Source organism: Pseudomonas sp. RIT-PI-AD (genome assembly GCF_025642785.1).
In the GTDB taxonomy this organism is placed as follows: domain Bacteria; phylum Pseudomonadota; class Gammaproteobacteria; order Pseudomonadales; family Pseudomonadaceae; genus Pseudomonas_T.
The window spans coordinates 62,126-87,960 of the sequence record NZ_JANZKU010000019.1 but is presented as its reverse complement, the minus strand read 5'-3'; the positions used below and the strand labels follow the sequence as shown (position 1 = coordinate 87,960).

The following is a 25,835-nucleotide window of genomic DNA, read 5'->3' as shown; positions in this document are numbered from 1 at the left end:
GCGTAGACATGCGTAAGTATGCTTATAGTCGCGCCTTCTGAGCTTTTCGCATAGATACGCATATGTTTGCGCCTAGCTGGACGGCAAGATGTGTGTTGGTAGGGTACGGGCAGGCCCGTACCCTACCAACACCTCCCCTTATTCGCCTTCGACTCAACGAATCTTGCTCTGCGAGGCAGACAGCCGCTGCCGCGTCTAGGGGCAAAAGCGCAACAGCAACAACAGGAGCACCCATGACAGGCGGTACCAAAGAAAAGGCTCTAGCTCGCCGACGCGGCAAGCCAATCGAGGTTTGGGTTACTGATGAGGAAAAGGCGGCGATCATAGAGAAGGCCGAACAAGCTGGCCTGTCTCGGTCGGGTTATCTTCGCGCCCTTGGTTTGAATACGCCAATCCGGTCGGTCGTTGATCTGACCGCAGTGGCTGATTTGGCCAAGGTCAATGGCGACCTCGGGCGGGTCGCTGGACTTTTAAAACTTTGGCTCTCAGAGAAGCGTGGCCAAGGTGCCAGGCCGTTAGACGTTGAAACTGTGATGAATGACTTTCGAACGATGCAGGCACAGATTTTGGATCTTATGAGTCGTATCGTCTACAAGTAAAAATAAAGATGACATTGCGGGCATGGTTTTGTGTCTCCTGTCATATCCTTTGTGAAGCATGACGAGATTTCGAGTGTAGGGTGAGTGACATTGTTGAGTACTGGCATGATTGATAAGACGATATACCGCTCCATGGATATGTAGAAAACGCGCTAACAGCCATCGTATAGCTGTTTTAAGTCTATAATTTAAATCACTCAAAGTACTGAGTCTACCAATGAATAAAATTCAGAAGAAATTGATACTTAACTATATTGTCAAGCATGATCCGAATGGGGTGTTGATTAAATCTATAGAGCCAGCCGACGATTTTATAGGGGGTCAAATTGAATATAATGAAAAGTCTCTCAAGCTGCATAGAAAAATATCTTTTCTAGGTGATGAGGAGTATGTCCGTGCTTACTTAATCGTCAAGCTAAAGAAAGAGCTGGGCTATGGGGCGAAAGAAGTTGTATTTGAAGTCGAGAAAGAGTACAGCATCGGGCGTCCGAGTAAGAAATCTGCTCGTATTGATCTAGTAGTAAGTTACCCTGATAATTGGCCTGAAATTAAAAAAAGAGGAGTTCCTTTTCTTTTTGTTGAATGTAAAGCACCAGAGAAGTTTGAATCGGATAAAGATTTTCTAAAAGGGCAGCTTTTCAATCTTTCGCGGCAAGAGCCAATAGTCCCTGAGTTGGGTGTTTATTATACTGCTACGATAGATGGTAAAAACCTGCTGGACAAATGCGTAATTGTAAATCTCTCTGAATATCCCACGTGGGAGGATTGGGATAAAGATGGTCAAGCATCAAACTCCATAATCCCTGACAGTTTTGGCGTGCCGAAGAACCTAGAATATGCAAATGTAAAATGCTCAACAAAGCTGCAGCGCCAGCTAAGAACCGATGTGACAAAATTGGAGTTTGATCGTCTAAGAAAAGAGCTTCACGATGTAATATGGGGCGGGGGTGGAACTAATAACAATGATGTATTCGTCATATTGGTACGCCTCTTTCTATGTCGCGTTTACGACGAGCTAGAAACTCCGCCGGATGAGAACTATTCATTCCAAAGAACTGCATATAATAATGGGCTTGTGGAATCACCCGAAAGCGTTGTCACCAAAATGACAAAAATTTTCCGGCAGGCCGCAAAAAATTATTTAGGTTACTCCGATTCCGAGATCGCCGAAACCACACCGTTTGAGGCGAAGAAAATATCGGCTGCAAAAGTGGCCTTCGTGGTAGAGCAGTTACAGGATAAATCTTTAACCCGAAATACACATAGGGGTGAAGGAGATTTGCTGGGAGACTTCTTTGAAGGTATTGTTTCGCAAGATTTCACCCAAACCAAAGGCCAGTTTTTTACTCACATAAATCTAGTTAACTTTTGTTTTGCCTTGTCTGGATTCGGAGAGGAGGTTGTTGAAACTTTTTTACGTGAGCGCGACAACCAAGGTAGGCCTAGAATACCAAAAGTTATTGACCCATCTTGTGGGTCAGGCGCATTTTTAATAGCAGCGTTAAAAGAGGGAACCAAAGTTCTCTCGCCGCTAAATGGCAAACTTCCCCCCAGACTTGAACAATATGCAAATATGTGGTTCGGTGAAAAGAATCAAAATGGATGGGCCAGGGAGTTTCTCTATGGCATTGAACCTAATGCCGACTTAGGAATGGCAACGAAAGTCAATATGATTTTGCACGGAGATGGAAGCACAAACATCTTTGTCAAAAGTGGATTGGAACGCTTCGCAGAGTATGCTTCTAAAGATAGGTCGCATGGCTTGGCAATTACTAAAGAAAAACCGCTAGAGTTTCCTTATAAGAAAGTATGCAATGAAGAGTTTGATTTCGTGTTCACTAATCCTCCGTTTTCAATATCCCTTAGTGGGGACGAGAAAAAGCAGCTTGATAAAGACTTCATGCTGGGAAGTGATAGTGCCAGCGAGAATCTTTTCATAGAGCGTTGGTATCAACTACTTAGAGAGGGAGGAAAGTTTGTTTCGGTAATACCCGAAACTATCTTGGACTCTTCCAGTAGTTCGAATATTAGACTATTTCTTTTTGAGCACTTCAATATTAAGGCGGTAATTTCGCTACCTTACGTCGCATTTAAGCCTTTTACGAGTACAAAGACCTGCATTCTGTTTGCTGAAAAGAAGACAAATGAACAAGTAATGGCTTGGAATCAAGCTTGGGAAAAGCACGAGAAAGAATATCGAAAAAAGATAAAAGGGTTTAAATCTGCTGATGAAAGAGTCAGAGCAAAATTTGCCAAGGAATTGATTCCTGGAATATCCCCTGAAGCTAGTGTTAATGAAGTTCTTGCTAGCTATTCAAGTGAGCTTGATGAAATAGTTAAAGATGGTAGCTCGTGGATATTCAAGCACGTGGTGGCATGTCCTACTATTGATAACTATGAGATATTTTTGGCTGAGCCGCAACATGTTGGCTACAGAAGACGGAAGGGTTTGCCTGATCTCGATCAGCCTAATGACTTGTATGCCTTTGATAAGCAAGGCAGTGTGATAAAAAACTATAAGGAAGGTGGCGTAGAAAGTCTTAGATATGGCTTTAGAGTGAATCTAAGCGACCTTTCAAACCGGCCCAGCCTGCGCATTGACCCAAAATATGTGCATCTTTGGACAAAGAAATTTGGGCAGGCTTTTGCGTCTTCAGATCTGTCGATCCGAATCAGAGACCTCGCCATTCCTCACAAAGCGAACAAATTACCTAAAGGAGCTCTTTCTGAGCCGAGAAAGCTAATTGATCTCGCAAATGTGGAAGCAAAAATGTCAATTCTTTTCGGGATCGACGAGGTTGACGAGATAGGCTCCGATAAAATTGAGTTCGGTGAGTGTGATATTGCTATTTCAAAATTGGAACCTTATCTCGGGAAGGTCGTGGTAAATAACAAAGAAGAAGATTGGATTGGAAGTCCTGAATGGCTGACATATAAATTATCGCCAAATGTTCATGATATCGACTATTTGCGATTTTTACTTCTTACTCCGGAAATGTTGGAAGTTTATCGGTGTTTGCAATCTGGTAAAAGGCATGCGCGACTTTCTGAAGCAGATCTCCTTTCCATATCAGTGCCTCACAAAGGCGAAGTTGAGCAACGTCGAATAGCTAAGGAATGCAAATTAAACATAAGTCGCATTCTCTCAAAGAGGGCGGAAATTTCGGAGCTTAGAAGAGAGATTGATGACTTTTTCTGATCCGTAATAAATCTCCAGGCTCTCTAAATTATGAGTCTGGAGATGCTGTTGCGTTTATAAGATACTGCTTATGAGTAGGGGCGCGAGATGCACAATTCAAGTTCAGCGCCATGAGTTGCGATACTTGACTAGGCGTACTACCGTGTGCTTGTCGAGTATGATTATGTTGTTCGTTTCGCAGAAAGATTGACATGAGATGAGAGATCTACCACACGACGAAGCAATGGCGATCCTGCTTTCCGCCGATCCTGCCTACGCATCTCAACTGCTTGTTGACGTAGGCTGCAGCGGTGATCCCGCAGAGCTGGCCGTCTTGTTACGGCATTTGATCAATGCGTTAGGGCCAGACGAGGGCGGAAAGCCTGATAGCTCAACGCGAGACTTTTGGAGCAAATGGGGTTCATTTATACCCGACAAGAAGCTATTTGAGGCTGCGGTTGAGTGTTTGTGCAGTCAGTCGAGGGCAGGTGGCTAGAAGTTTCCCTGCCCCACGCACCGGCAGACTGATGGGATTCAAAGCGTGGCACTTCTCATGGTACTGAGTATTGGGTATGGCTTATACATACCAGTTTCAAAGGGTTTATGTTGCCATTTGATAATAGAGTGGGAATGATTGGGCATCCGACATTGCCCGACACGATCTGGTTAGAACGATTATTGAGGCGCAAGTCGGACACGTGGAGCATGGCTGAAAAGCCTTACTGTTAGGCATTCCGATGGTGACTGGAGACCGTTCTCAAATTACCGAGGCGGTCGAAGTTGACTTGTGGCAGGCCATGGTTCAAGCAGAGGATATCCCTGCTGATTTGAAAGGATTTGTTCACGAAGCTGCCTTACGGGCAGCGGTGAGTCGTGACCTTCATGAAATGGCCAAGGCCTTGCAGAGTGCCGGGGACAGAAACAAAGAGCAATCTCTCTTTGTAGGTGGTTGCCGAACAGAGCCAAGGCACTCATGACTCGCGACCCGCGACTCAAGTTTGGGCTGACAGAAGCCACCTGGTTCTATGCAGGTGCGCCGTGCATGTCAGACCCAACTGATGAAAGGATGTGAAACCGATGCATGGCCTTGAAGAAGAATACCCAGGGGATCGTCATTGGCTCGAGTTCGTGGCGCTATACAAAGCGGACTATCTCGACGAGAACGCATATCGGCTCGCCACCATCATGAATGGTCGGCTTGATGAAGCCGTAATCGTTTATGGCAAAAGAGGTCTGGTGGAAGCGAAGTGGTGGATTGACCGGGAGGTCCCAGCCCTCTAAGGCTTGCGTCCCATCGACTGCTTGAGCAATGCGCACCTGATCAAGCATTTACGCACAGTTTTGATGCGTATGCCATGAACGCGGCGCTGAGGCTACATGCAACCCGTTAATGAAGATCAATGCAAAATTTAGAGCATGATCAAACGTCTGGATTCCCTGCAGCTCCCCAGGGAGTCGTACTCGATTCAACAGGGCCGCGACGAAACGCTGTTTTTGTGTCAAGACGGTGGCCAATGGTTTGTGTTCTACGGCGAGCGAGGTATCCAGTCGTACGCTCGCATCTTCTACCGGCTCGATAGTGCCCTGAGGGAATTTGAGGCCAGATTGAGCCCTCTCGCACCACGTATTGGTTTGAAGTGAAGTGCGTTTCGACAGCGATTGATCGTTATCGCCAACAGCGGCCCTGGGGGGCGATGGAGATGGCGGTGAAAGCGGAGGCCGGATCAAGGCTTCCTGTGCCGGCCGAGGCCGCCGCGCGCGCGGCTCGGACCTGCTGGAACGCCTTTCACTGCCCGGTCATGTAGGCGCCGCGTCATCGCCGGAGATGAGGATCCTGGGCAGTGTCGTTCGCATCGCCGGCGTGCCGGTGAGTCCCGTACTGCAGGCTCATACCGAGTCTGCGATGCGCTCCCGCAGCCATTGGTGGGCGGGATCGCGATGGACCCGTTCGGGCCAGAGCATGAGCATCTCGAAGCCGGGGACGTCGAGGGGCGGTTCGACGACTTGCAGCGCGGCATCGCTGTGCACCAACCGCGACGGCACCATCGCCACCAGATCGGTGCTCGCCAGCACTGCCCTTAGGAACAGGAAATGCGGCACCGACAGCGCGACCCGGCGCGTCATGCCTTTCTCGGCGAGGGCTGTGTCGGTCACGCCCTGGAATCCGCCACCGTCCGGCGACACGATCACATGGTCGAGCGTGCAGAACTGCGTCAGGCTGGGGCGGCGTTTCAGCCGCGGGTGCCCGGCGCGCCCGGCCAACACGTAGCGCTCCGTGAACATTGGCTTGCGCCGTAGATCCGGCGGCGCTTCGCTGCCGATCAGGAAGGCCAGGTCGATGTCGCCTTGCTCCGCTTTCCTCGCCACCTGCGAGGGCGCGCTTTGGACGACGGCCAGGCGCATGGCCGGCGCGGCCGCCCGCAGCGTGGCGATGGCGGGCAGCAGGATCGTGTACTCGCTGTAGTCGAAAGCCGCGATGCGCCAGGTCTGGTCGGCCTGGGCCGGATCGAAAGGGGTGGAAGGCGCCACCGCCTGCTCCAACGCGGCCAGTGCCTGCCGCAGCGGCTCGCGCAGTTCGTCGGCGCGTGAGGTCGGCCGCATGCCACGGGGGCCGGGCAACAGCAGGGGATCGCCGAAGAATTCGCGCAAGCGGGCGAGTTGTACGCTCACGCTGGGCTGTGACAGATGCAGCCGTTCGGCCGCGCGGGTCACGTTGTGCTCGATCAACAAAGCGTCGAGCGTGACCAGCAGATTCAGGTCGAGGCGTCTCAAGAAATTACTCATGGCAATACCAGAGATACTGGAAATTCATTTCGACTATAGCTGGTGGCCCTTTATCGTGCTTCATCCACCGATGGAGCACCTGCCGTGAAAATCCTGCTTGTCCATGCCCACCCCGAGCCAACCTCTGTCACCCACCGACTCGCCGAAATCGCGAGCGAGGTCCTGAAGGGCCAGGGTCACGAGGTCATGCACTCCGACCTGTACGCCATGGGATGGAAGGCGGGGTTCGACGCCCAGGACTTTCCCAGGCGAGCCAATCGGGATCGCCTGTCCTTCATCGAGGAGTCGGACCATGCGTTCTCCCAGGGGTGCCAGACGCCCGATGTCGACGCTGAACAACGCAAGCTCCTGGCGGCCGACGCGGTGATCCTGCATTTCCCGCTGTGGTGGTTCGGCATGCCGGCGATCATGAAGGGCTGGGTGGACCGGGTGTGGGCCTACGGCCTGGCCTATGGCTACGAAGGTGCAGGCAACGCCTATCGCTATGGCGATGGCGGCTTCGCCGGAAAGCGCGCGCTGCTGGCCGTCTCGGTCGGCGGGCCGGCGATCGACTACTCGCCGCGGGGCATCAACGGCCCCCTGGAGCAACTGCTCTTTCCCATCACCCACGGCACGTTGTTCTTTCCCGGCATGCAGGTCCTGCCCACCTTCGCGGTCTATGGCGCGGCGGGCATCGCCGCCCAAGGCATGGCCGAAGCCAGCGCGGCCTGGCGCGGCCGGGTGGAGCGCCTGTTCGAGGACGCGCCCATCGCTTTTCGCCGGCAGAACGGCGGCGACTACCCGGACCGCCACGTGCTCGCCGAGCACGTGGCGCCGAATCGGACGGGCTTGACCGCGCACATCGCCGACGTTCCTTGATCCGCCGTGACACGCGGATGCCAATGGCGAGCGCGATGCCCGGCTCCCATGGCACTCGATATGGACCTACCCCGTTTCTTCAGCGCATGGCTCGCCGGCCTCGAGGTCTGTCGGACGCCTTTGGCGGCTATCCCTCTTGGAAGGACACCAGGCGAACGAACCGTCGCGCTCCAGTTCGTGAAACGGGTGGGCGAGCACGCGCGGTGATGTCGGGCGCAGGCGGCGCGATACGTTGAAGCGCAGCCTCGGCTGGGTGAGCGGGCGATGGAGGCTGACGCCTTTCCCGTTGTCGCCGATCAGGTCGAGCAGGGTTCGCTGTGGCGGGCGAGCTCGCGGAAACGCTGGTCCGCTGCGTGGTGTGAGCCGATCAGCTCGACTCCATCCGGGGCGCGGCCTCCAAGCCCAGGCCCGCCTTCTCGGTAACGGCTTTGGCGATGAAGTCCATTACCGCCCGCAGCGGTGCGGAGCGGCGCAAATCGCGGTGGACGACCAGCCAGATGTCGCGCGAGAACAGCGGACCTTCATGTTCCAGCCTTACCAATCCGGGTCCTTCGTCGCCCAGGAAACAGGGCAGCCCGGCAACGCCGGCCCCGGCACGTGCCGCCGCGAGATGGCTGCCGATGTCGCTCAACTCGCAGCCGATCGCCCGGTTGCCGGCGATCCCCAGCAGCCATTGTTGCTGGGGCATGTCGGCGAACTGCGCATCGTAGGCAATGAACGCCCAGTCCTCCGGGCGGTGCATCGCGAGGTAGTCCGGGCTCGCATACAGCGCGAAAGGCATCTGTCCCAGTTTACGTACCACGCTGCTGGATTCCGCGGGGCGCACCAGGCGCAGGGCGATATCGGCCTCGCGTCGGCTCAGCGATACCTGCTGTGCCTGCGCCGAAACGGAAAGCTGGATGCTCGGATGCTCGGCACGGAAATCCACCAATCGGCCCGCCAGCAGGTGCGTCACCAACACCGGGGGCGCGCTGAGCGTCACCTTTCCCGCCAGCGGCTCCTGACTGGCACGCGCCAGGCGCTCCACCGCAAAGGCCGACGTCTCCATCGCCTTGGCCTGCTCATAGACCTGCACGCCCATGGGTGTGAGCCGGCAGGAACGAGGCAGGCGTTCGACCAACGGAACCTGCAGCTCGGATTCCAGCGCCGCCAAGCGGCGGCTGACGGTGGCGTGGTCCACCTGCAGGGATCGGGCGGCGCCCGACAGGGTGCCGGCGCGCGCGACCGCCAGGAAATGACGAAAGTTCTCCCAGTCGAACATCTAGGCGTTTTCTCAAGTATGAGGTGCGATTTTAGGGAATTTACGCGGACATACCCGAACCCTAGCATCAGAACCCAGGTTTTTTATCGGGTGTTCTCATGGCTTCGTCATCTTCTTCCGCGCGCGGCACGCTGCTTGCGGCCGCGCTGGGCTTCGTGGTCGTCCTGCTGGACGTCAGCGTGGTCAACGTCGCGCTGGACGCCTTGCGCCAGGCATTCGCCACCGATGTGGCCGGCCTGCAAGGGGTCATCAATGCCTATACGCTGGTCTTCGCCGCACTGTTGCTGAGCAGCGGTGCCCTGGGCGACCGCCTTGGCGCGCGCCGGGTCTTCCTGCTCGGGTTCGTGGTGTTCACCCTGGCATCGGCGGCCTGTGGTGCGAGCGGCAGCTTGCCGGTCCTGATCGCCGCCAGGGCGATCCAGGGTTTGGGGGCGGCGCTGCTGGTGCCGAATGCCTTGGCCATGCTGCAGCAGGCATTCCCGGACCGCGAACAGCGCAGCCGCGCGGTGGGCTGGTGGGGTGCGTTCGGCGGCATCTCGCTGGCAGCCGGCCCGGTGTTGGGCGGGATCCTGGTGACGCATCTGGGCTGGCGCAGCATTTTCCTGATCAATCTGCCCATAGGGCTGGCCGGGGTCTACCTGACGCTGCGCCATGTGGCGCCCCATGGCGGCAGCCACCGGCGCAACCTCGACTGGGCCGGCCAAGGCGCCGCCATCCTGGCGCTGGCCGCGCTGACCCTGGCACTGACCGAAGCCGCGTCGCTTGGCTGGGAGCATGGCGTGGTTCGAGGAAGCCTGGCGCTGGCCGTCATCGCGGCCCTGGGGTTCATCCGGATCGAGGCCCGCAGCCATTCGCCGATGCTGCCATTGGCGTTGTTCCGGACTCCCACCTTCACCCTGGCCTCGGTGGCGGGTGTGGTGGTGAACTTCGCTTATTATGGGTTGATCTTCGTGTTCAGCCTGTTCTTCCAGCTCCAGCAACACCTCTCCGCACAACAGACCGGGCTGGCATTCCTGCCCATGACCCTCGTGCTGATGGCGGTCAATGTGCTCGCGGGACGCTTGATCACGCGCATGGGGGCCCGCCTGCTGATGGTCTTCGGGCTGGCGCTGGCCGCCTTCGGATATTCGTTGCTGATGCCGGTCAGCGTGGACGGCAGCTATTGGCTCCTGGTCGTGCCGATGCTGCTGGCGGCCAGCGGGATTGCCCTGATGGTGCCGACCATGACCAACGCGACGCTGTCTTCGGTGGCGGCAGCGCGGGCGGGCATCGCCTCGGGTGTGCTCAATTCCGCCCGGCAAGTCGGCGGCATGCTCGGCGTGGCCGTCTTTGGCTACCTGGTTCGCGATACCGCGCCGGAGGCCTTCATGCATGGCATGCATGTGTCGATCGGCATTTCCGTGGTGCTGCTTCTGTCTGCGAGCACCCTATGCTGGCTTGGCATTCGGCCGGACCGTCCCCGTGATTTCTGATGACCGTCGACAGCCGATGAGGGTTTCCGAGCGGCTGCCGATCGATAAAGGTCGAGCCGGCCCCGACGGCGGGTTCGAGTACTTTCCGCATGCCTCGCCCAGTGTCTTTACCTGCATCTTCAACCGCCAGCGCGACCAGGCGCTGTACCGGGTGGATATCGACGCGGCGAGCGGCGCCGTGGTGTCGGTAACGCCTTTCCGCTGAGCCTCATCCGGCCCGCCCGCCCCACCCGCGATCATGATGATGTCGGCGGGGTTCCTCCGCTTGAGTTGTACGGGGACCCGCGCGCGTCCGGTCGACCTCATCGGTCATTCGTGCGTTCAGGTCGAACCTTCTGGATGGCCGTGCAACCTTTTTCGCCGCCCCAGAGCGGCCGGTCAGCAGGGGCGAAGCAGGTGCGCGAGCGCCTCGAACAGCCGGTTGTCGGTGCATTGCGCCACGTTGAAGCGCATGAAGGCGCTTTCCGATTGCGACAGGCTGAAGGCATTGCCCGGCGCGAGGACGATGTCGTGGCGCAGGGCGCGGCGCGCCAGGTCCACCGCATCCAGGCCGTCCGGTAGGCGGCACCAGAGGAACATGCCCGCGCGCGGTTCCAGCCAGGGCGTGATGCCCAGGGCGGCGAGGCGCCGGATCGCCGCCGGCATGGCCTGGCCCAGGCGCTGGCGCAAGCCCTCGACATGCCGCCGGTAGCTGCCGTCCTTGAGCATGCGGTAGACCAGCTCCGCGCTCATGCGCCCGCTGCCGAAGGCGGTGGCGATCTTCAGATCGGCCAGCGCGGCGATCCAGTCGGGACGCGCGGCGATGTAGCCGCAGCGCACCGAGGCGGACAGCGTCTTGGAGAAGCTGCCGACCTGCACCACCCGCTGCAGGCCGTCGAACGCGGCCAGGCGGGGCGCGGGCTGCGGTTCGAAGTCGGCGAAGATGTCGTCCTCGACGATGGTCAGCGCATGCTGCTCGGCGAGTTTCAGCAGGCGGTGGGCGACCACCGGCGAGAGCGTCGCGCCGGTCGGGTTGTGCAAGGCCGAATTGGTCAGGTACAGCCGCGGCCGGTGTGCCTCGAGCGCCTGCTCGAAGCGCGCCACGTCCGGGCCCACCGGGGTGTAGGGCACACTGACCACCTTGGCCCGATGTGCCCGCAGCAGGGGGTGGAAATTGAAGTAGCAAGGGTCGTCGACCAACACGGTGTCGCCCGGTTCGAGGAGGAAGCGGCAGACGAGGTCGATCGCATGGGTGCCGGAATCGGCCAGCAGGATCTGTTCCGGATCGGCCTCGATGGCGTGCTCGCCCAGCCGCCGCGCCAATAGCTGCCGCAGCGCGGGCAAGCCGAGCGGGGTGGCGTAGTCGGCCAGGACCGCGTCCTCGGCACGGGCCGTCGCGCGCAAGGCGCGGCGCAGGCTCTCCTGGGGCAACCAGTCGGCGGGAAGCCAGCCGCAGCCGGGCTTGAGCAGCCCTTCCTGCGCGCCGAGCGACTGGTTGGCGACCCACAGGGGGTCAACCTCGCGTTCCAGCCGAGGGCCGATCTCGGCCAGGGCCATCGGCGGCAACGGCTGGCAGACGTAGAACCCCGAGCCGCGCCGGGCCTGGATGGTGCCTTCGGCGGCGAGGCGGTCGTAGGCTTCCACTACCGTGGATTTGGAGACGCCCAGGGTTTCCGCCAGGCCTCGAATCGACGGCAGGCGCGCGCCCGGCGGCAGTTGGCGGCGGTTCATGCGCAGGTGGATCTCCTGCATGACCCGGGCGGTCAGGGTATCCGCCTGCGCGGTGATGAAGGCCGTCATGCTGCGTACCGTCCTTTGTATCAGTACAGTTCTGCGGAATTGTACTGATCTGTCTCTGGTCGCGTCCAGGCGACGAGGCGAGGATGGCGCGGAATGAACTCAAGGGTGGTGCGTCATGCGGAAAGCGTCTGGTGGGTGGCTCAATGGATTTCTCGGCGTGGTGATCTTCAGCGGTTCGTTGCCGGCCACGCGTATCGCCGTGGCCGACTTCGACCCGGTGTTCCTGACCAGCGCGCGAGCCGCGATCGCCGGTGCGATCGCGCTGGCCCTGCTGACCCTGTTGCGGGCGAAGCGCCCGGCGCGCGGCGAGCTGTCCGCGCTGGTGCTGGTGGCGCTCGGAGTGGTGGTGGGGTTCCCGCTGTTCACCGCCCTGGCGCTGCAATTCATCACGGCGGGGCGCTCGGTGGTCTTCATCGGCCTGCTGCCGCTGGCCACGGCGCTGTTCGGCGTGCTGCGCGGCGGGGAACGGCCACGGCCGGTGTTCTGGCTGTTCGCGGTGCTGGGAAGCGGTTGCGTGGTCGGCTTCGCGTTGATGCAGGACCAGGCCGCGTCCTGGCGCGGCGACCTGCTGATGCTGGCCGCCATCGTCGTCTGCGGCTACGGCTACGCCGAGGGCGGCCGGCTGTCGCGGCACCTTGGCGGTTGGCAAGTGATCTCCTGGGCGCTGGTGCTGTCGCTGCCGGTGATGGCGGCGCTGAGCCTGGCCACCCAGCCGCTGGACTGGCAGCGCATCGGCCTGCCGGCCTGGGGCGCGCTGGCCTATGTGTCGCTGTTCAGCATGCTGCTCGGCTTCGTCTTCTGGTACCGCGGCCTGGCCCAGGGCGGCATCGCCGCGGTGGGGCAGTTGCAGCTGCTGCAACCCTTCCTCGGCTTGGCCCTGGCCGCGCTCCTGCTGCACGAGGCCATCGGCTGGCCGATGTTGGCCGCCAGCCTGGCCATCTGCCTGTGCGTGGCGGCCGCCCGGCGCTTCTCGGCACCCGCACCGGTGGCGAACCTTCGCTGAGGGGCAGAGGGACTCCAGCCCGGCGCTGCGCGCCGGAGCACCGGGCAAGGGCGATCGGCGACACGCGACGCCCTCTCCGCCGAGCCGCGCCGCCTATGTCGCGAGTATCCTCGAAGGCCGCGTGCGCGGGGGCGCGGTGGTGGGGCGGATGGGGTGCCGATCCTTGCGAGCCGGCGTGCATCGAGCCCCGGACGGTGGCCTCACCAGCGGTAGTTCACCGAGCCGATCAGGCTGCGTTCGTCGCCATAGCGGCAGGTGGTGCCGCAGTACAGGTAATGCTTGTTCATCAGGTTCTGCGCCTTGGCCGACACGTCCCAATGGTCGTCGAGGCGATAGCTGACCAGAGCGTCGACCAGGGTGTAGCCCGGAATCTTGCCGTCGTAGCCCGATGAGGAGGTGCGCGTGGTGCCGGTGTAACGCGCGCCGGCCGCCACCTTCAGTTGGGGCAGGCCGAGGTCGGCGAGGCGGTAGGACACCCACAGGTTCGCGCTGTGGTAAGGCACCGCCTCGAGGCGCCGGCCGACGTTCGCTTCGGTGCGGTCTTCCAGAATCCGCGCGTCGGTGTAGCTGTAGGCGGCGCTCAGGTCCAGGTTGTCGCTGAAACTGCTCTTGGCCTCCAGCTCCAGGCCCTTGGCGCGGGTCTTGCCGTATTGCACGTAGCGGGCGGTCTCGGCGTCGTAGCTCAGGGCGTTCTTCTGCGTCAGCGTGTACACCGCGGCGCTGAGCAGGGTGTCGCTACCAGGGGGCTGGTAGCGCAACCCCGCTTCGTACTGTTCGCCTTCCAACGGGGCGAAGGCGTTGCCATAGGCCGGGTTGTTGACGCTGGCGGGTTGGAACGACTGGCTGTAGCTGAGGTATGGCGCCAGGCCGTTGTCGAACAGGTAGACCACGCCCAGCCGCCCGGTGGTCTTGCTGTCGTCGCGGCTCTGCCGGCTGTGGCTGGCGTAGCTGTCGGTGGCGGTGCGGGCCCAGTCGCGGCGCCCGCCGAGCAGCAGCACCCAGCGTTCGTCGAAGGTGATCTGGTCCTGCAGGTAGACCCCGGCCTGGTTGCTGTGCAGGTCCGAGCCGCTGTCGGCGGCGGTGTTGGCACCGACGCCGGTGTGCCGCGGGTCGGCCAGGTCCAGGGGCGGCGCCAGTTGGGCGAGGCTGGCGCTGATGGAGCGGTGCGAGTCGTAGGTCTTGTGGTAATAGTCCACGCCCGTCAGCACCTTGTGCTGCCAGCGGGCATTCCCCAGGTCCCACTGCAGGCTGTTGTCGCTGGTCCAGCCGGTGGAGCGCTCGTCGCGCTCGCTGTAGCGGCGCAACAGGCGGTCGCCGGACAGGGCGTAAGGGATCAGGTAGTTCCAGTCGGTATCGGCCTGGAAATAGCGCAGGCTGTGGTTGAGTTTCAGACTGTCGCTGAAGCGGTGCTCGAACAGATAGCCCAGGGTGTCCATGCGGTTGTTGAAGTGGTCGTACCCGGGCTCGCCGACGAACAGGTGGCGGCCCACCTTGCGTCCGGCCGTATCGCTGTAATCGGTCATGGCATAGGGCAGCGGCGGCGCCAGTTGGGTGAAGGTTTCCTGGTGGCTGGCCAGCAGGGTCAGCGACGTGTCGTCGTCGGGGTGCCAACCGAGCGCCGGGGCGATGTAGCGGCGGTCGTCGTCGACGTGATCGAAGGCGGTGCCGCTGTCGCGCCACAGGCCGGTCAGGCGGTAACTGAAGCGACCCTGTTCGTCCAGGCGGTCGCCGAGGTCGAAGGTGTACTGGCGGCGGTCGTGATTGCCATATTCCAGGCCCAGTTCGTGCAGCGGCGTATCGGTCGGGCGCTTGCTCAGCGTGTTGATCACCCCGCCCGGCGACAACTGCCCGTAAAGCACCGAGGACGCGCCCTTCAGGACTTCCACCCGCTCCAGGCCATAGGCCTCGACGCTGCCGTCGTAGGGGTTGGATTGCAGCTTCATGCCGTCGCGCAGGATGCCGCCGCTGCCGGAGCCGACGTTGAAACCGCGCAGCGTGAAGTCGTCGGCGGTGCGGCTGAAGCCGCTCGGCTGGCTGAGCAGGCCCGGCGTGTATTGCAGGGCATCGGCCAGGTTGTCGCTCTTGCGCGCGTCCATTTCCGCGCGGGTCACCACCGAGATCGATTGCGGCACCTTGACCAGGTCGGTGTCGGTCTTGGTGGCCGCGCGGGCCCGGTGGGCCACATAGCCGCCGTCGTCCTCCGCGCCGACCCCGGGTGCGGCGCCGCTGATGTCGATATTGCCCAGGGTCAGCGAGCCGTCTTCGCCGGGCTGGACGCTGATCGCGCCGCTGGCGGTGAGCTGAATGCGCAACCCGGAGCCTTGCAAGGCACGGCGCACCGCGCCGGCCGCGTCCAGCCGGCCGCTCACGCCGGCGGCCTGGCGGCCCTGCACGTCGGCGGGCACGAACAGCACCTGGCGGCCGCTGAGCTGGCCGATCCGCATCAGCGTTTCCGTCAGCGGGCCGGCGGGCAGGGCGTAGTCGACGAGGCGGTCGGAGGCGAGGACGCTGGCACTGCACAGGGCCAGGGGGAGCAGCAGGAACGGGCGCATGACGGGTCTCGACAAGGGGGATGTACTGGTATGTGAGACGAGCCGGAGTTTTTTATAGGCCTGCGGAGAAAAAGAATCAGGCGGTGGCGATGCGCGTCCAGTACCCCAGGTAGCGTTCGACGCGGATCGGCAGGATTTCGCCCAGCGCGGTGAGCGCCTGGTCGCTGTGGTCCAGGCTGAAGACCCCGGAGATGCGCAACGCCGAGGCGCGTTCGGTCACCTGCAGGATGCCGTGGTGATAGGGGCGTAGCCGTTCGATCACCCAGCCCAGGGTGCGGTCATAGGCCTCCAACTGGCCGTGGCTCCAGGCCAGCGGGTCGCCCAGTGGGCGGGGCAGGAGCGTGGCGATGCCGGCCTCGAGGCGGGCGGCCTGCCCGGCGTGCACCGCCAGGGCCGAGGCTCCGGCCAGGGCTTGCGCCCGGCCTTCCAGCATCCACAGGGTGGCCTCGTCGTTTTCGAGGCCGAGCACGCAGCGGCCGGCACCCAGTTCGATGCGGCCCTGGCGGCAGTCGATGAACAACGGCCGGTCATGATCGGCGGCCGCCTGCACCAGCATTCGCCCCTGGCGCAAGCGCAGGCGCCGGCCGCGGGCACTGAAGTCGATATCGAACTGGCTCTGCGCATCGAGCAAGACCTGGGAGCCATCGGCCAGCGTCACCGGGCGGCGTTCGCCGGTGCCGCTGGCCACATCCGCGCCCAGGCCACCGAGAGGCCAACCCGCGCGCGTTAGCAGGTAGGCGCTGCCGCCGAGCCCGCCCACCGCCAATGCGCCCCGTAACAGCGCCCGGCGTTGCTGGCCGGCTGCGCCGAGCGCCTGCCGCGCGCCGGGCTGCTGCAACGGCGCCAGCATGCGCCCCAGGCGCTGTTGCAGGGTTTCCCAGGCTTCCCGGTTCGCCTTGTCGCTCAGCCAGCGTTCGAAGTCGCGGCGCTCCTCCGCGCCGAAGGTGCCGGAGCGTTGCCGGCTGTGCCATTCCATGGCCTGTTCGACGGCGGCGGGCAGCGCGTTCATGGGCTTGCCCGGTAGCAGGCTTTCAGGCCTTGCATCACGTATTGCTGCACCCGGCTCACCGACACGCCCAGGTCCGTGGCGATGCGCGCGTAGGTCAGTCCATCGACATGGCTCATCAGGAAGGCCGTCCGTGCCTTGGCCGAGAGCCCGTCCAGCAAACGATCGATCTCCAGGAGCGCTTCGATCAGCAAATACTGTTCTTCGGGGGAGGGCGCCCAGGATTCCGGCTCGGCCGCCAGGGCCTCCCGATAGGCGCGTTCCAGGTCGGCGCGGCGCCATTGGGCGAACACCAGACGCTTGCCGATGGTGGTCAGCAGGGCGCGTGGCTCGCGAATGTCCTGGGGCGCCGCCATCGCCACGACCTGGGCGAAGGTCTCCGAGGCGAGGTCGGCCGCCACTTCGCCGCATCCCAGGCGCATGCGCAGGCGCTCGAACAGCCAGCCGTGGTGCTCGCCGAACAAACGGTGCAAGGCGCGAGTGCGGACGTCGAGGGCGCGCGAGGTCATGGCGAGAATATCTTTCAAATGAAAAACGTTTTCATATGATGCCAAAGCGCCGCGGACACTGGCAACGCTGCCTTGCAACGCTTCGCGAAGGCCGGGCTGGAGGTCTGCTGGCTATCGCCCCTGGACTGGCACCGACCGTTCGTGTGTTAGGCCCTCGCCGGGCCGAGCCGCCGTGCCATGCCGGGGTGTCGTTTCGCCACCGCCGCGAAGGCGTGGAGGCTGCTCGATGCCCGTGCGTTATCGACGACGTGCACCCTGGGGCGAGCCGGGAAAAGCCGGGGCGAGGCTGGCCCGCGTCATTTTGGTGTTGCTTGAACCCGCGTTTCGTCTACATTCGTGCGCTACGCATTGCTCAGGGCGGTTCGCCCTGGATTCTGCCAGCTCGCCCGCGGGCGAGCGCCCCCGTAAAGGCCTGGTTGTCGAGACATCGGCGTAACACGCTCGAACGGCTTCGACTGCGCTGCCTCCCTTTGGTACTCCCTCGGGCGCGAAGGCGCTCGATCGGGCCATGTCCGCGCGACCGCCAAGCATTCGCTGAGCCGGGCCGGCGGAACACCCTCTCGGGGGCGGCGTTCGGGGGGCCGGAGTCGCGAGCGTGGAATTTTCCGCGTGCCAGGTGTCCCATTGCGCAGGCTATGCCCGGCATGGGGTGCCGCAAAACAAGATAATCCATGCTTTCAACAAGCATGTTTCGGAAGTCCTGGACAGAAGGTATGGAAATGCTGGGCATCATTCTCGCGGCCGGGGTCGGTTCCCGTTTACGACCCATGACCAATAGCAAGCCCAAATGTCTGGTGACGACGGCGGGAAAGCCCATCCTGCAGTACCAGATCGATGCCTATAAGCAGGCCGGCTTCGACCGCCTGCTCATCGTGGTGGGTTACGAGGGGCACGCCATCCGGGAGTATTGCAAGCATATAAAAGGCATCCGGATCGAGATCGTCGAGAACGCCGACTACGAAATCACCAACAACATGTATTCGCTGCATCTGTGCCGCGCCCACGCCAAGGGCAGGCCCTTCGTCCTGAACAACGCCGACCTGGGCATCGATCCGCAGATCGTCGCGAGGTTGATGGCGCACGACGCGGCGGACGCCGTGGCGGTCGATACCTCGACCTACAACCGCGAGTCGATGAAGATCACCCTGGATGCCGAGGGCTACATCGACGACATTTCCAAGGGCATCGACGAAGCCGATGCGTTCGCCTGCTCCATCGACTTCTACAAGTTCTCCGGCGAAGCGTCCGAGGTCTTTTTCGACGAAATCGGCCGGATCGTCGAAAGCGAGCGCAACCTGAAGGACTGGACCGAAGTCGCCATGCAGCGGCTTTTCCGCAGCGGCCGGCTCCGCTTCATGCCCTGCGACATCGCCGGGCTGGACTGGGTGGAGGTGGACAACTACGACGACCTCGCGCGCTCCGACAGGACATTTTCCAAGCTGGACGAGCGCTTGCAGGAGATCGACACGGTGCTGCTGGACCTGGACGGCACGGTGTACATCGGGCGCGAAGAGGTTCAGGGCGCCAGCCGGGCGGTGGAGAAGCTCAAGGCCCAGGGAAAGAACGTCTTTTTCCTGTCGAACAACTCGTCCAAGAACAAGGCGGACCACGTCTCGGTGCTGCGCAGCATCGGCGTTGACAGCACGCCGGCGCAGATCGTGCTATCCACCGATGCGCTGGTGGATTATCTGGTCGCGGCCAACGTGGAGAAAATCCACGTGCTGGGCACCCGGAGTTTCAAGACGCTCCTGACCGAGCAGGGCTTCCAGGTGGAGGCGTCTGAGCCCGAGTACGTCGTGGTCGGCTACGACACCGAGCTCGACTATCGGAAGCTGGTGGACGCCTGCAAACACATCAACGCCGGCACCGACATCCTGGCCACCCACGGCGACGCCTTCTGCCCCTCCGAGCACGGTCCGATTCCGGATATCGGCGCCTTGCTGGCGATGATCAAGATGGCCACCGGGAAGGAGCCGAAGAGGGTATTCGGCAAGCCGAGCAGCGACATGGTGCTGCCGCTGATCAGGAGGTTCGGGCTCGATCCCAAACGCACCCTGATCGTCGGCGACCGGCTGCACACCGACATCCTGATGGCCAAGAACCTCGCGAGCTACGGCCTGCTGGTGCTGACCGGCGCGACCACCCGCGACCAGCTGGAGAGTTCGCCGATCGTCCCGGACTTCGTCATAAACTCCATCGGTCATCTGTAAACGATGGCTGGAGTGGAGCGCATCGCCTGGCCGATCCGCCCGTACGCGACGCCATGAACGTCGACAGGCTCAGAGCCGCCCTGGGGCATGGCGTGTCGCGTAACGCGGCCGCCCTCGGCAGCGTGCAGATCGCCAACTACCTGGTGCCGCTGCTGTTGCTGCCCTTTTTCGCGCGCCAGTTGGGCATGCAGGCGTTCGGCACGGTCGCGATGGTCCTGGCGGCCATCCAGGTGGCCTTGGTCGTCACCGATTACGGGTTCTCGCTGTCGGCCACCCTGGACATCTCGCTGAACCGCGACGACCGGGCCTATGTGAATCGGAAGATCGGCGCGGTGTTCGGCGCCAAGGCCCTGCTGGTCGGCGTGGTCGGCTCGGCGTTCCTGATCGCCCCGTACCTTTACGAGCCGTTGCACGACTACCGGACGTTTCTCGCCGCGGCGATCCTGGCCGTCCTCGCCCAGGCCTTCCAGCCGATCTGGCTGTTCCAAGGCCTGGAACGCATGAAGCCGGTGGCGCTGTATATGGTCGCGACGAAGATCCTCTACGCCGTCCTGGTGCTTGCGCTGGTCTCCTCGCCGGCCGACGGATTGCGCGTGATCCATTGCTGGGGCCTGGCCCAGGCCGCGGGCCTGGCGCTGGGTCTGTACCTCCTGCACGCGCAGGGTCATCGGATCGCGATGCCCTCGTTGCGCGCGGTGGGCGAAGAGCTCGGACGGGGTGCGGGGTTCTTCACCTCACGCATCGCCGTCTCGCTCTACACGTCCGCCAACAGCCTTTTCCTGGGCACCCAGGGTGCCGCCGGGGTGGCGCTGTTTTCCGTATGCGAACAGCTATACAAGGCCGGGCAGAGCGTCACGGTGCCGCTGAACGGCGCCCTGCTTCCCTACATGGCCCGCCACCGGGATTGGCGTTTTTTCTTCAAGGCCCTCGGCGTCAGCCTGGCTGGCCTGGCGCTGGGCTGCCTCGTCCTGGCGCTGTGCGCCGAACCGCTGCTGGTAGGGGTCTTCGGCGAGGAGTACCGCGCCGGCGTTCCGGTCCTCCTGGTCTTCCTGTGCACGGTGCTGGTGAACTACCTCGCGGTCGCGTTCGGCTATTCCGCCTACGCCGCCCTGGGCAAGGTGCAGGTGGCCAACGCCACGGTGATCGTCGGCGGCCTGGCGCATTTGCTATTCCTGGCGGGTCTGTACGGGTTCCATGCGCTCACGCCGTTGAGCGTGGCCCTGGCCACCTTGCTCACGGAAACCCTGGTGATGGTCGCGCGGGTGCTGGGTGTGTATCTCTTGAGGAAGCGTATGCGGGAGGGCGAGCCACATGGGGTTGCGTAGGTTCGGAAAGTTCGGCTCTTCCCTGGCGCAGATTCCCGTGTGGGCGCTGAGCTGGCTGGTGCCGCGCAAGGCCGATCTCTGGGTGTTCGGCGCCTGGCGTGGGCAGGCCTTCAGCGACAACCCCAAGTACCTTTATACCTACGTGAAAACCCATTGCCCGCGGATCGAGGCGGTCTGGATCACCAAGTCGAGAACCCTCGACAGGGCGCTCCGGGCGCAATCGGTCGATTCGTGCTTCTACCTGAGCCCGCGCGGGCTGTACTGCCAGCTCCGGGCCCGGGCGATCTTCTTCACCCATACCCAGGACAGCGATTTCCTCGGCGCGGCGGTGGCCAGGAACACTTACTCCTGCCAGCTCTGGCATGGCACGCCGCTGAAGAAAATCATGTTCGACGATCCCGAGCACGTGCAGAGCGAGAACCGCCTGTCGAGGCGGCTCGCGGCCTTCCTGTTCCCCTGGCTGAGGAACAGGTGGAGCCTGATCGTCGCGCCCTCCGGGGGCGTCGCCGAGCGTTTGCAGGGCGCCTTCAAGGGCACGCCCGTAGCGGTGACCGGCTATCCGCGGAACGACAGCGCGACGCCCGCCCAGGTTTCGGCCGAGCCCCGGCGGATCCGCGAGGTCATCTACATGCCCACCTTCCGCGGCGCCGCGGGCTCTTCCTCCAGCGACGAGGCGATAAACGCGCTGTTCGACGCGGCGGGGTTCGACATCGCCTGGATGGACGCGCGCTGCGCGGAGTTGGACATGGTGCTAACCATCCGGCTGCATCCGTCCAACCGCCTGCGCGCCGAACTGCAGCGGCGGATTCTCGCGTCGAACCGCATCCGGTTCGACCAGAGCGCGGATTTCTACGCATGCATCGACCGCTACGACGTGCTGATCACCGACTATTCCAGCGTGTTCTTCGACTTCCTGCTGACCGGCAAGCCGGTGATCCATGCGGGGTTCGACGTGCAGCACTACATCCGCGATACCCGCGCCTTCTATCAACCGTACGAGGACATCTGTCTGACCCCGGGCCTGTCCGACTGGCCGCAGGTGATGGCGCTGCTCGAGCGCTTCATCGAGCAGGGGTTGGACGAGGCCTACCGCAGTCGCTACGCCCGCCTGGCCGCCTGGGCCAACGACCGCTTCGAGCGTTCCTGCTCGGAGAACGTGGTCCGCTACGTCGAAGCCCACCTGTCCCGACGCGCCTGATGGCCGCGGCTCAGTCGTGCTGGTACTGGCGTAAGGTTTCCTCGCTGAAGGGCGCGACGGTTTCACCGCGATGATAGAGAAAGCGGTCGTCGCGGGCGTCCACCCGGTCGTAGCGCTCGCCGGGCAGCAGGGTGAAGCGCTTGGAATCGGCCTCCGGCAAGGGGCGGCCTTCGAACAGCACTCGGCCGGCGTTGATCGCGTAGCCGGGGTCGAGGATCGCCAGGTCGTCGGCGACCTGGCCGAGGTTGAGGGCCCGATCCGGCTGGTGTGGGGAAAAGTAGTACAGCTCGCGGTCGGCCTGGACGTAATAGATGCTCCGCTCGAAGAAGCGCAGCGCCTTCACCTGGTCGCGCACCGGCACATAGCGGCCGTCGTGCTTGTACGCCAGCAGATGCCCATTCAGCAGTGCCCAGTAGGGATTGCTGCGCAGCCCGGTCAGGCCGTGGTAGGTGGTCAGGACCAGGCTGTCGATGGCGGTACGGCTGACTTTGAAATATTTCTCCAGGGGGTCGGCGCCCTCCCGGGCGATACCCAAGCTGTGCAGGTCGCCGCCGTTGCGGAATACCAGCGGGCCCGAATTTTCGTCGAGGACCTCCAGGTCCGTCGCCCGCGTCAGCGGCAGGCGGTATTGCATGAAAAACAGCCCGCGGGCATCCGCGGCGAAGTAGGGTTCGTCCCCCACCATGTTCAGGCTGGCGGGGTCGGCTCCGAGCAGCCGCCGGATGACAGGGCCGTCTTCCCCTTCGAATTCGCCATACCAGGCGGCGCGGGCGTCTGCCAGGTAATGGCGGCCGACCCGCCGGGTGGTGGCCGGGTCGAGGTGATCGATGCGATAGCCGTAACGGAACAGGTGCCGGTCGTCGCGGGCGAAGTCTTCCGCCAGGACGGTGAAGCTGGCCGGATCGGCCTCGATCGGTCGCCAGGTGTAGTAGACCCGCTGGCGATCGCGCGCATAGCGCTGCGACAGGGGGCGGAAGCTGGCGGCGTCGGCGCCTTCGATCAGCGTGCGTCCGCGCTCGAAGGCGTTGCCGCCGGGAATGTAGGCGATGTCGCCGAACGGCGTGCGGTAGTAGTTGGCGCTGACTGTTTCATCCAGGAGCGTGCCCGAGCAACCGCCAAGGCCGGCCGCCAGGACCAGCAGCGCGGTCGCGCCGAATTTCCGAACGAGCCTGCTCGGCGAGTCCGTGGGACGGGCGATGAAGGCTGGTTGCATGGCGATTTTTCCTCGTACTGCGGCCGGCCGGCGGGCGGGCATTTTCGCGGGTTGTCGAGTGGTGCTGATCGGACTTTTCAAGGGCGCGCGGGGTTCCGCCGCCATGGCGGCATGGGCGCGTCGGTTGGCGCGACCGAGGGTCGCAGCGAGCGTCCTGCTTGCGAATGATGTGCAGTTATCCGGTGCGGGCCCGTATAATTTTCCGAATACATCAGTATCGAGAGGGAATAGCGAATGACGGCACGTCTTGTAGCGCGGATGGTACGCCTGTGCGGCGCCGGTATCCTGTCCTGTGGCCTGCTGGCTCCGACCGCCTGGGCGGACCCGGTGACCCTGACCCTGTACAACGGCCAGCACGAGGCCACCGGCCGCGCCGTGGCCCAGGCCTTCGAGGCGAAGACCGGCATCAAGGTGCTGATCCGCAAGGGCGGTGGCGGCCAGCTCGCCAACCAGATCGCCGAGGAAGGCGCGCGTTCGCCGGCCGACGTCATCTACACCGAAGAGGCGCCGCCGCTGATCAAGCTGTCCAGCCAGGGCCTGCTGGCCAAGGTGGACGAAGCCACCCTGGCCCAGGTCGATCCGCGGTTCTCCGACAACAACGGCAACTGGCTGGGCATCACCTCCCGCGTCCGGGTGCTGGCGTACAACCCGAAGCGGGTCGCCGAGAGCGAACTGCCGCAGCACGTACTGGACGTCGCCGGCCCCGAGTGGGCCGGCAAGATCGCCTTCGTGCCCAGCAGCGGCGAATTCCTCGGCCAGACCGCCGCGGTGATCCGCCTGAGCGGGCGCGAGGCGGCCGAGGAGTGGCTCACCGGGCTCAAGGCCTTCGGCGCCACCTACACCAACAACGTCATCGCCATGAAGGCGGTCGAGAACGGTGAGATCGGCGCGGCGCTGATCAACAGCTACTACTGGATGGCGCTGAAAAAAGAGAAGGGCGAGCTGAACTCCAAGCTGCACTATTTCGCCGATGGCGATGCCGGCGGACTGGCCAGCGTGTCCGGCGCGGCGGTGGTGAAGGCCAGCAAGCATCCCCAGGAGGCCCAGCAATTCCTCGCTTTCATGGTCAGCGAGGAAGGGCAGAAGGCCATTCTCAGCAAGTCCGCCGAATACCCGGTGAACAAAGCCGTGGCGGCCGACCCGCTGCTCAAGCCCTACGATCAGTTGAAGCCGCCCGCGCTCAGCGCCGCCGAAATCGGCCTGGCCGAAGACGCCCTGGATCTGCAACGTGAAGTCGGGCTGAACTGATCATGCATTCCGAGGTGGTGGACCAGGCGCTTCCGGCGCCGTCGGCGAGCCCGGGACGCAGGCGGCGCAAGTCGCCGCCGTTCTGGCTGCGGATTCCCTTGATGGCGTTGGTGCTGGTCGCCGCGTTGCCGCTGTTCTACGTGGTCGCCCGGGCGTCCGAGACCGGCCTGCTGGTCGCCTGGCAATTGCTCTGGCGGCCCTTCGTCTTCGGCCTGCTGGCCAACACCCTGAAGCTGATGGTGCTGGTCACCCTGGGGTGCGCGACCATCGGCCTGGCCCTGGCCTGGCTGGTCGAGCGCAGCGACCTGCGCGGGCGGCGCCAGTGGAACGTGCTGTTGTGCCTGCCGTTCGCCATTCCCTCGTTCGTCAGCGGTTTCACCTGGATTTCCATCAGCCCGATGTTCGAAGGGCTGGGCGGCACCGTGCTGGTGATGATCCTGTCGAAGTACCCGCTGATCTACCTGCCGGTGGCCGCGACCCTGCGCAACCTCGACCCGGCCCTGGAAGAGTCGGCGCGAATGCTCGGCTACAACCGCCGGCAGATTTTCTGGCGGGTGACCCTGCCGCTGCTGCGCCCGGCGCTGATGGCCACCAGCCTGCTGGTGGCGGTGCACATGCTGGTGGAGTTCGGCGCGCCGTCGATCATGCGTTACCAGACCTTCACCACGGCGATCTACCAACAGTTCGAACTCGAGTTCAGCAACGCCAATGCGGCCATGCTCTCCGCGCTGCTGCTGGCGCTGTGCATGCTGATGCTCTGGGGCGAGTTCCGCCTGCGCGGCCGTGGCTTCGCCCGCACCGGCCAGGGCGCCGCGCGGCGCTCGGCGCCGGTCCGCCTGGGAGCCTGGGCGGTGCCGGCGCAACTGGCGCTGGTGGCGCTGGTGGCGATCGGCTGCGGTACGCCGTTGAGCATGCTCGGCTTCTGGATCGTCGAAGGCAGCTCCGCCAGCTTCCCGCTGATGACCATCCTGGAAACCCTCGGCTCTTCCCTGTCGCTGTCCTTCGGCGGTGCCTTGCTCAGTTGCCTGCTGGCGCTGCCGGTGTGCCTGGTGGTGGTGCGCTACCACGGGCGCCTGGCCTGGCTGGCCGACCGCCTGCCCTACCTGCTGCACGCCCTGCCGGGGCTGGTGATCGCCTTGTCCCTGGTGTTTTTCGCCCTGGGCTACGTGCCGGCGCTGTACCAGACCGCCAGCCTGCTACTGATCGCCTATGCGCTGCTGTTCATGCCGATGGCCCAGGGGCCGATCCGCGTGGCCCTGGAGAAAGCCTCACCGCAACTGGAGGAGGCCGCGCGCACCCTGGGCCACACGCCGATGTCGACCTTCCTCAGGGTGACCCTGCCGATCATCTTCCCGGCCATAGGCGCGGGCTTCGTGCTGGTGTTCCTCGATTGCATGAAGGAGCTGACGGCCACCCTGATCCTCGGCCCCACCGGCCTGGACACCCTGGCGACGGCGGTGTGGTCGCACACCGCGAACCTGGAGTACGCCGCTGCGGCGCCCTATGCGGCCTTGCTGGTGCTGGTGTCCGGTTTACCGGTCTACCTGCTCACCACCCGCGCCTATCTGCGTCAGCAGGGGGCCTGAGCGATGCCGGCGGTGGCGCCGTGTCGCAGGGCGCCGCTGCCAAAGGCACCGCCC

The 25,835-nt window shown here is 62.7% G+C and carries 20 protein-coding genes; 13 read left to right on the top strand and 7 right to left on the bottom strand.

Annotated elements, in window-relative coordinates:
• Window positions 1-233 precede the first annotated feature (233 nt).
• The 4 genes from OGL92_RS16425 (at window position 234) to OGL92_RS16410 (ending at window position 5,418) form a co-directional block, all read left to right on the top strand.
• Window positions 234-599, top strand: a complete 366-nt coding sequence (locus OGL92_RS16425) for a CopG family transcriptional regulator (RefSeq protein WP_263145455.1) — start codon at window positions 234-236, stop codon at window positions 597-599.
• Window positions 600-816: 217 nt separating this feature from the next.
• Window positions 817-3,798 carry an N-6 DNA methylase gene (locus tag OGL92_RS16420; RefSeq protein WP_263145454.1) on the top strand — a complete coding sequence of 994 codons (2,982 nt, stop codon included), beginning with the start codon at window positions 817-819 and terminating at the stop codon, window positions 3,796-3,798.
• Window positions 3,799-4,854: 1,056 nt separating this feature from the next.
• Entirely contained in the window at window positions 4,855-5,058 is a 204-nt protein-coding gene (locus tag OGL92_RS16415; RefSeq protein WP_263145452.1) for a hypothetical protein, read from the top strand.
• A gap of 135 nt (window positions 5,059-5,193) precedes the next feature.
• The gene (locus OGL92_RS16410) at window positions 5,194-5,418 is read left to right on the top strand and encodes a hypothetical protein (protein WP_263145449.1); all 225 of its coding nucleotides are present in this window, start codon (window positions 5,194-5,196) and stop codon (window positions 5,416-5,418) included.
• 246 nt (window positions 5,419-5,664) lie between these two features.
• Here the strand turns inward: OGL92_RS16410 and OGL92_RS16405 are convergent, their stop codons facing one another.
• A complete protein-coding gene (locus tag OGL92_RS16405; protein ID WP_263145447.1) occupies window positions 5,665-6,561 on the bottom strand; it encodes a LysR family transcriptional regulator in 897 nt (298 codons plus the stop codon).
• Between the two features lie 84 nt (window positions 6,562-6,645).
• Here OGL92_RS16405 and OGL92_RS16400 point away from each other — a divergent pair, with 84 nt between their 5' ends.
• Complete coding sequence (locus OGL92_RS16400; protein WP_263145444.1) at window positions 6,646-7,419, top strand: NAD(P)H-dependent oxidoreductase; 774 nt, start codon at window positions 6,646-6,648, stop codon at window positions 7,417-7,419.
• 367 nt (window positions 7,420-7,786) lie between these two features.
• Here the strand turns inward: OGL92_RS16400 and OGL92_RS16395 are convergent, their stop codons facing one another.
• Entirely contained in the window at window positions 7,787-8,680 is an 894-nt protein-coding gene (locus OGL92_RS16395; RefSeq protein WP_263145441.1) for a LysR family transcriptional regulator, read from the bottom strand.
• Between the two features lie 98 nt (window positions 8,681-8,778).
• Here OGL92_RS16395 and OGL92_RS16390 point away from each other — a divergent pair, with 98 nt between their 5' ends.
• On the top strand, window positions 8,779-10,152 hold the full coding sequence (locus tag OGL92_RS16390; protein ID WP_263145438.1) for an MFS transporter: 1,374 nt from the start codon (window positions 8,779-8,781) through the stop codon (window positions 10,150-10,152).
• Window positions 10,142-10,357: a hypothetical protein gene (locus OGL92_RS16385; RefSeq protein WP_263145436.1), complete on the top strand. Its 216-nt coding sequence runs from the start codon at window positions 10,142-10,144 to the stop codon at window positions 10,355-10,357. The genes OGL92_RS16390 and OGL92_RS16385 overlap by 11 nt, the downstream gene beginning before the upstream one ends.
• A 173-nt stretch (window positions 10,358-10,530) precedes the next feature.
• Here OGL92_RS16385 and OGL92_RS16380 read toward each other — a convergent pair whose 3' ends face one another.
• A complete protein-coding gene (locus OGL92_RS16380) occupies window positions 10,531-11,883 on the bottom strand; it encodes a PLP-dependent aminotransferase family protein (protein WP_263145463.1) in 1,353 nt (450 codons plus the stop codon).
• Window positions 11,884-12,046: 163 nt separating this feature from the next.
• Here OGL92_RS16380 and OGL92_RS16375 point away from each other — a divergent pair, with 163 nt between their 5' ends.
• Window positions 12,047-12,934 (top strand): DMT family transporter, encoded by an 888-nt coding sequence (locus OGL92_RS16375; RefSeq protein WP_263145433.1) that lies wholly within the window; start codon window positions 12,047-12,049, stop codon window positions 12,932-12,934.
• Window positions 12,935-13,134: 200 nt separating this feature from the next.
• On the opposite strand, the gene OGL92_RS16370 is transcribed toward OGL92_RS16375, so the two are convergent.
• The 3 genes from OGL92_RS16370 to OGL92_RS16360 all read right to left on the bottom strand — a co-directional run bounded on the left by OGL92_RS16370 (window position 13,135) and on the right by OGL92_RS16360 (window position 17,001).
• A complete protein-coding gene (locus OGL92_RS16370) occupies window positions 13,135-15,486 on the bottom strand; it encodes a TonB-dependent siderophore receptor (RefSeq protein WP_263145430.1) in 2,352 nt (783 codons plus the stop codon).
• Window positions 15,487-15,562: 76 nt separating this feature from the next.
• A complete protein-coding gene (locus tag OGL92_RS16365) occupies window positions 15,563-16,495 on the bottom strand; it encodes a FecR domain-containing protein (protein WP_263145427.1) in 933 nt (310 codons plus the stop codon).
• Window positions 16,492-17,001 carry a sigma-70 family RNA polymerase sigma factor gene (locus OGL92_RS16360; protein ID WP_263145424.1) on the bottom strand — a complete coding sequence of 170 codons (510 nt, stop codon included), beginning with the start codon at window positions 16,999-17,001 and terminating at the stop codon, window positions 16,492-16,494. Before OGL92_RS16360 ends, OGL92_RS16365 begins: the two co-directional genes overlap by 4 nt.
• Before the next feature lie 713 nt (window positions 17,002-17,714).
• On the opposite strand from OGL92_RS16360, the gene OGL92_RS16355 reads away from it, so the two are divergent.
• The 3 genes from OGL92_RS16355 to OGL92_RS16345 are packed head-to-tail and all read left to right on the top strand — an operon-like array spanning window position 17,715 to window position 21,734.
• Window positions 17,715-19,211, top strand: coding sequence for an HAD-IIA family hydrolase (locus OGL92_RS16355; RefSeq protein WP_263145422.1), 1,497 nt, complete (start codon window positions 17,715-17,717; stop codon window positions 19,209-19,211).
• Window positions 19,212-19,264: 53 nt separating this feature from the next.
• On the top strand, window positions 19,265-20,536 hold the full coding sequence (locus OGL92_RS16350) for an oligosaccharide flippase family protein (RefSeq protein ID WP_263145419.1): 1,272 nt from the start codon (window positions 19,265-19,267) through the stop codon (window positions 20,534-20,536).
• The gene (locus OGL92_RS16345) at window positions 20,523-21,734 is read left to right on the top strand and encodes a CDP-glycerol glycerophosphotransferase family protein (protein WP_263145417.1); all 1,212 of its coding nucleotides are present in this window, start codon (window positions 20,523-20,525) and stop codon (window positions 21,732-21,734) included. The genes OGL92_RS16350 and OGL92_RS16345 overlap by 14 nt, the downstream gene beginning before the upstream one ends.
• Before the next feature lie 10 nt (window positions 21,735-21,744).
• Here OGL92_RS16345 and OGL92_RS16340 read toward each other — a convergent pair whose 3' ends face one another.
• Window positions 21,745-22,947 carry a DKNYY domain-containing protein gene (locus tag OGL92_RS16340; protein ID WP_263145415.1) on the bottom strand — a complete coding sequence of 401 codons (1,203 nt, stop codon included), beginning with the start codon at window positions 22,945-22,947 and terminating at the stop codon, window positions 21,745-21,747.
• A gap of 234 nt (window positions 22,948-23,181) precedes the next feature.
• Between OGL92_RS16340 and OGL92_RS16335 the strand changes: the two genes are divergently transcribed.
• The gene (locus tag OGL92_RS16335; RefSeq protein WP_263145413.1) at window positions 23,182-24,195 is read left to right on the top strand and encodes an extracellular solute-binding protein; all 1,014 of its coding nucleotides are present in this window, start codon (window positions 23,182-23,184) and stop codon (window positions 24,193-24,195) included.
• A gap of 2 nt (window positions 24,196-24,197) precedes the next feature.
• A complete protein-coding gene (locus tag OGL92_RS16330; RefSeq protein ID WP_263145411.1) occupies window positions 24,198-25,781 on the top strand; it encodes an iron ABC transporter permease in 1,584 nt (527 codons plus the stop codon).
• The last annotated feature ends 54 nt before the right edge of the window (window positions 25,782-25,835 follow it).

What these genes read in the sequence shown, in the direction of transcription:
- OGL92_RS16410 (WP_263145449.1), top strand. Translation starts at nt 5,194, where the DNA reads ATGATCAAACGTCTGGATTCCCTGCAGCTCCCCAGGGAGTCGTACTCG.
- OGL92_RS16360 (WP_263145424.1), bottom strand. Translation starts at nt 17,001, where the DNA reads ATGACCTCGCGCGCCCTCGACGTCCGCACTCGCGCCTTGCACCGTTTG.
- OGL92_RS16340 (WP_263145415.1), bottom strand. Translation starts at nt 22,947, where the DNA reads ATGCAACCAGCCTTCATCGCCCGTCCCACGGACTCGCCGAGCAGGCTC.
- OGL92_RS16370 (WP_263145430.1), bottom strand. Translation starts at nt 15,486, where the DNA reads ATGCGCCCGTTCCTGCTGCTCCCCCTGGCCCTGTGCAGTGCCAGCGTC.
- OGL92_RS16425 (WP_263145455.1), top strand. Translation starts at nt 234, where the DNA reads ATGACAGGCGGTACCAAAGAAAAGGCTCTAGCTCGCCGACGCGGCAAG.
- OGL92_RS16355 (WP_263145422.1), top strand. Translation starts at nt 17,715, where the DNA reads ATGGAAATGCTGGGCATCATTCTCGCGGCCGGGGTCGGTTCCCGTTTA.
- OGL92_RS16330 (WP_263145411.1), top strand. Translation starts at nt 24,198, where the DNA reads ATGCATTCCGAGGTGGTGGACCAGGCGCTTCCGGCGCCGTCGGCGAGC.
- OGL92_RS16395 (WP_263145441.1), bottom strand. Translation starts at nt 8,680, where the DNA reads ATGTTCGACTGGGAGAACTTTCGTCATTTCCTGGCGGTCGCGCGCGCC.
- OGL92_RS16415 (WP_263145452.1), top strand. Translation starts at nt 4,855, where the DNA reads ATGCATGGCCTTGAAGAAGAATACCCAGGGGATCGTCATTGGCTCGAG.
- OGL92_RS16365 (WP_263145427.1), bottom strand. Translation starts at nt 16,495, where the DNA reads ATGAACGCGCTGCCCGCCGCCGTCGAACAGGCCATGGAATGGCACAGC.
- OGL92_RS16405 (WP_263145447.1), bottom strand. Translation starts at nt 6,561, where the DNA reads ATGAGTAATTTCTTGAGACGCCTCGACCTGAATCTGCTGGTCACGCTC.
- OGL92_RS16380 (WP_263145463.1), bottom strand. Translation starts at nt 11,883, where the DNA reads ATGCAGGAGATCCACCTGCGCATGAACCGCCGCCAACTGCCGCCGGGC.
- OGL92_RS16420 (WP_263145454.1), top strand. Translation starts at nt 817, where the DNA reads ATGAATAAAATTCAGAAGAAATTGATACTTAACTATATTGTCAAGCAT.
- OGL92_RS16335 (WP_263145413.1), top strand. Translation starts at nt 23,182, where the DNA reads ATGACGGCACGTCTTGTAGCGCGGATGGTACGCCTGTGCGGCGCCGGT.
- OGL92_RS16375 (WP_263145433.1), top strand. Translation starts at nt 12,047, where the DNA reads ATGCGGAAAGCGTCTGGTGGGTGGCTCAATGGATTTCTCGGCGTGGTG.
- OGL92_RS16345 (WP_263145417.1), top strand. Translation starts at nt 20,523, where the DNA reads ATGGGGTTGCGTAGGTTCGGAAAGTTCGGCTCTTCCCTGGCGCAGATT.
- OGL92_RS16390 (WP_263145438.1), top strand. Translation starts at nt 8,779, where the DNA reads ATGGCTTCGTCATCTTCTTCCGCGCGCGGCACGCTGCTTGCGGCCGCG.
- OGL92_RS16350 (WP_263145419.1), top strand. Translation starts at nt 19,265, where the DNA reads ATGAACGTCGACAGGCTCAGAGCCGCCCTGGGGCATGGCGTGTCGCGT.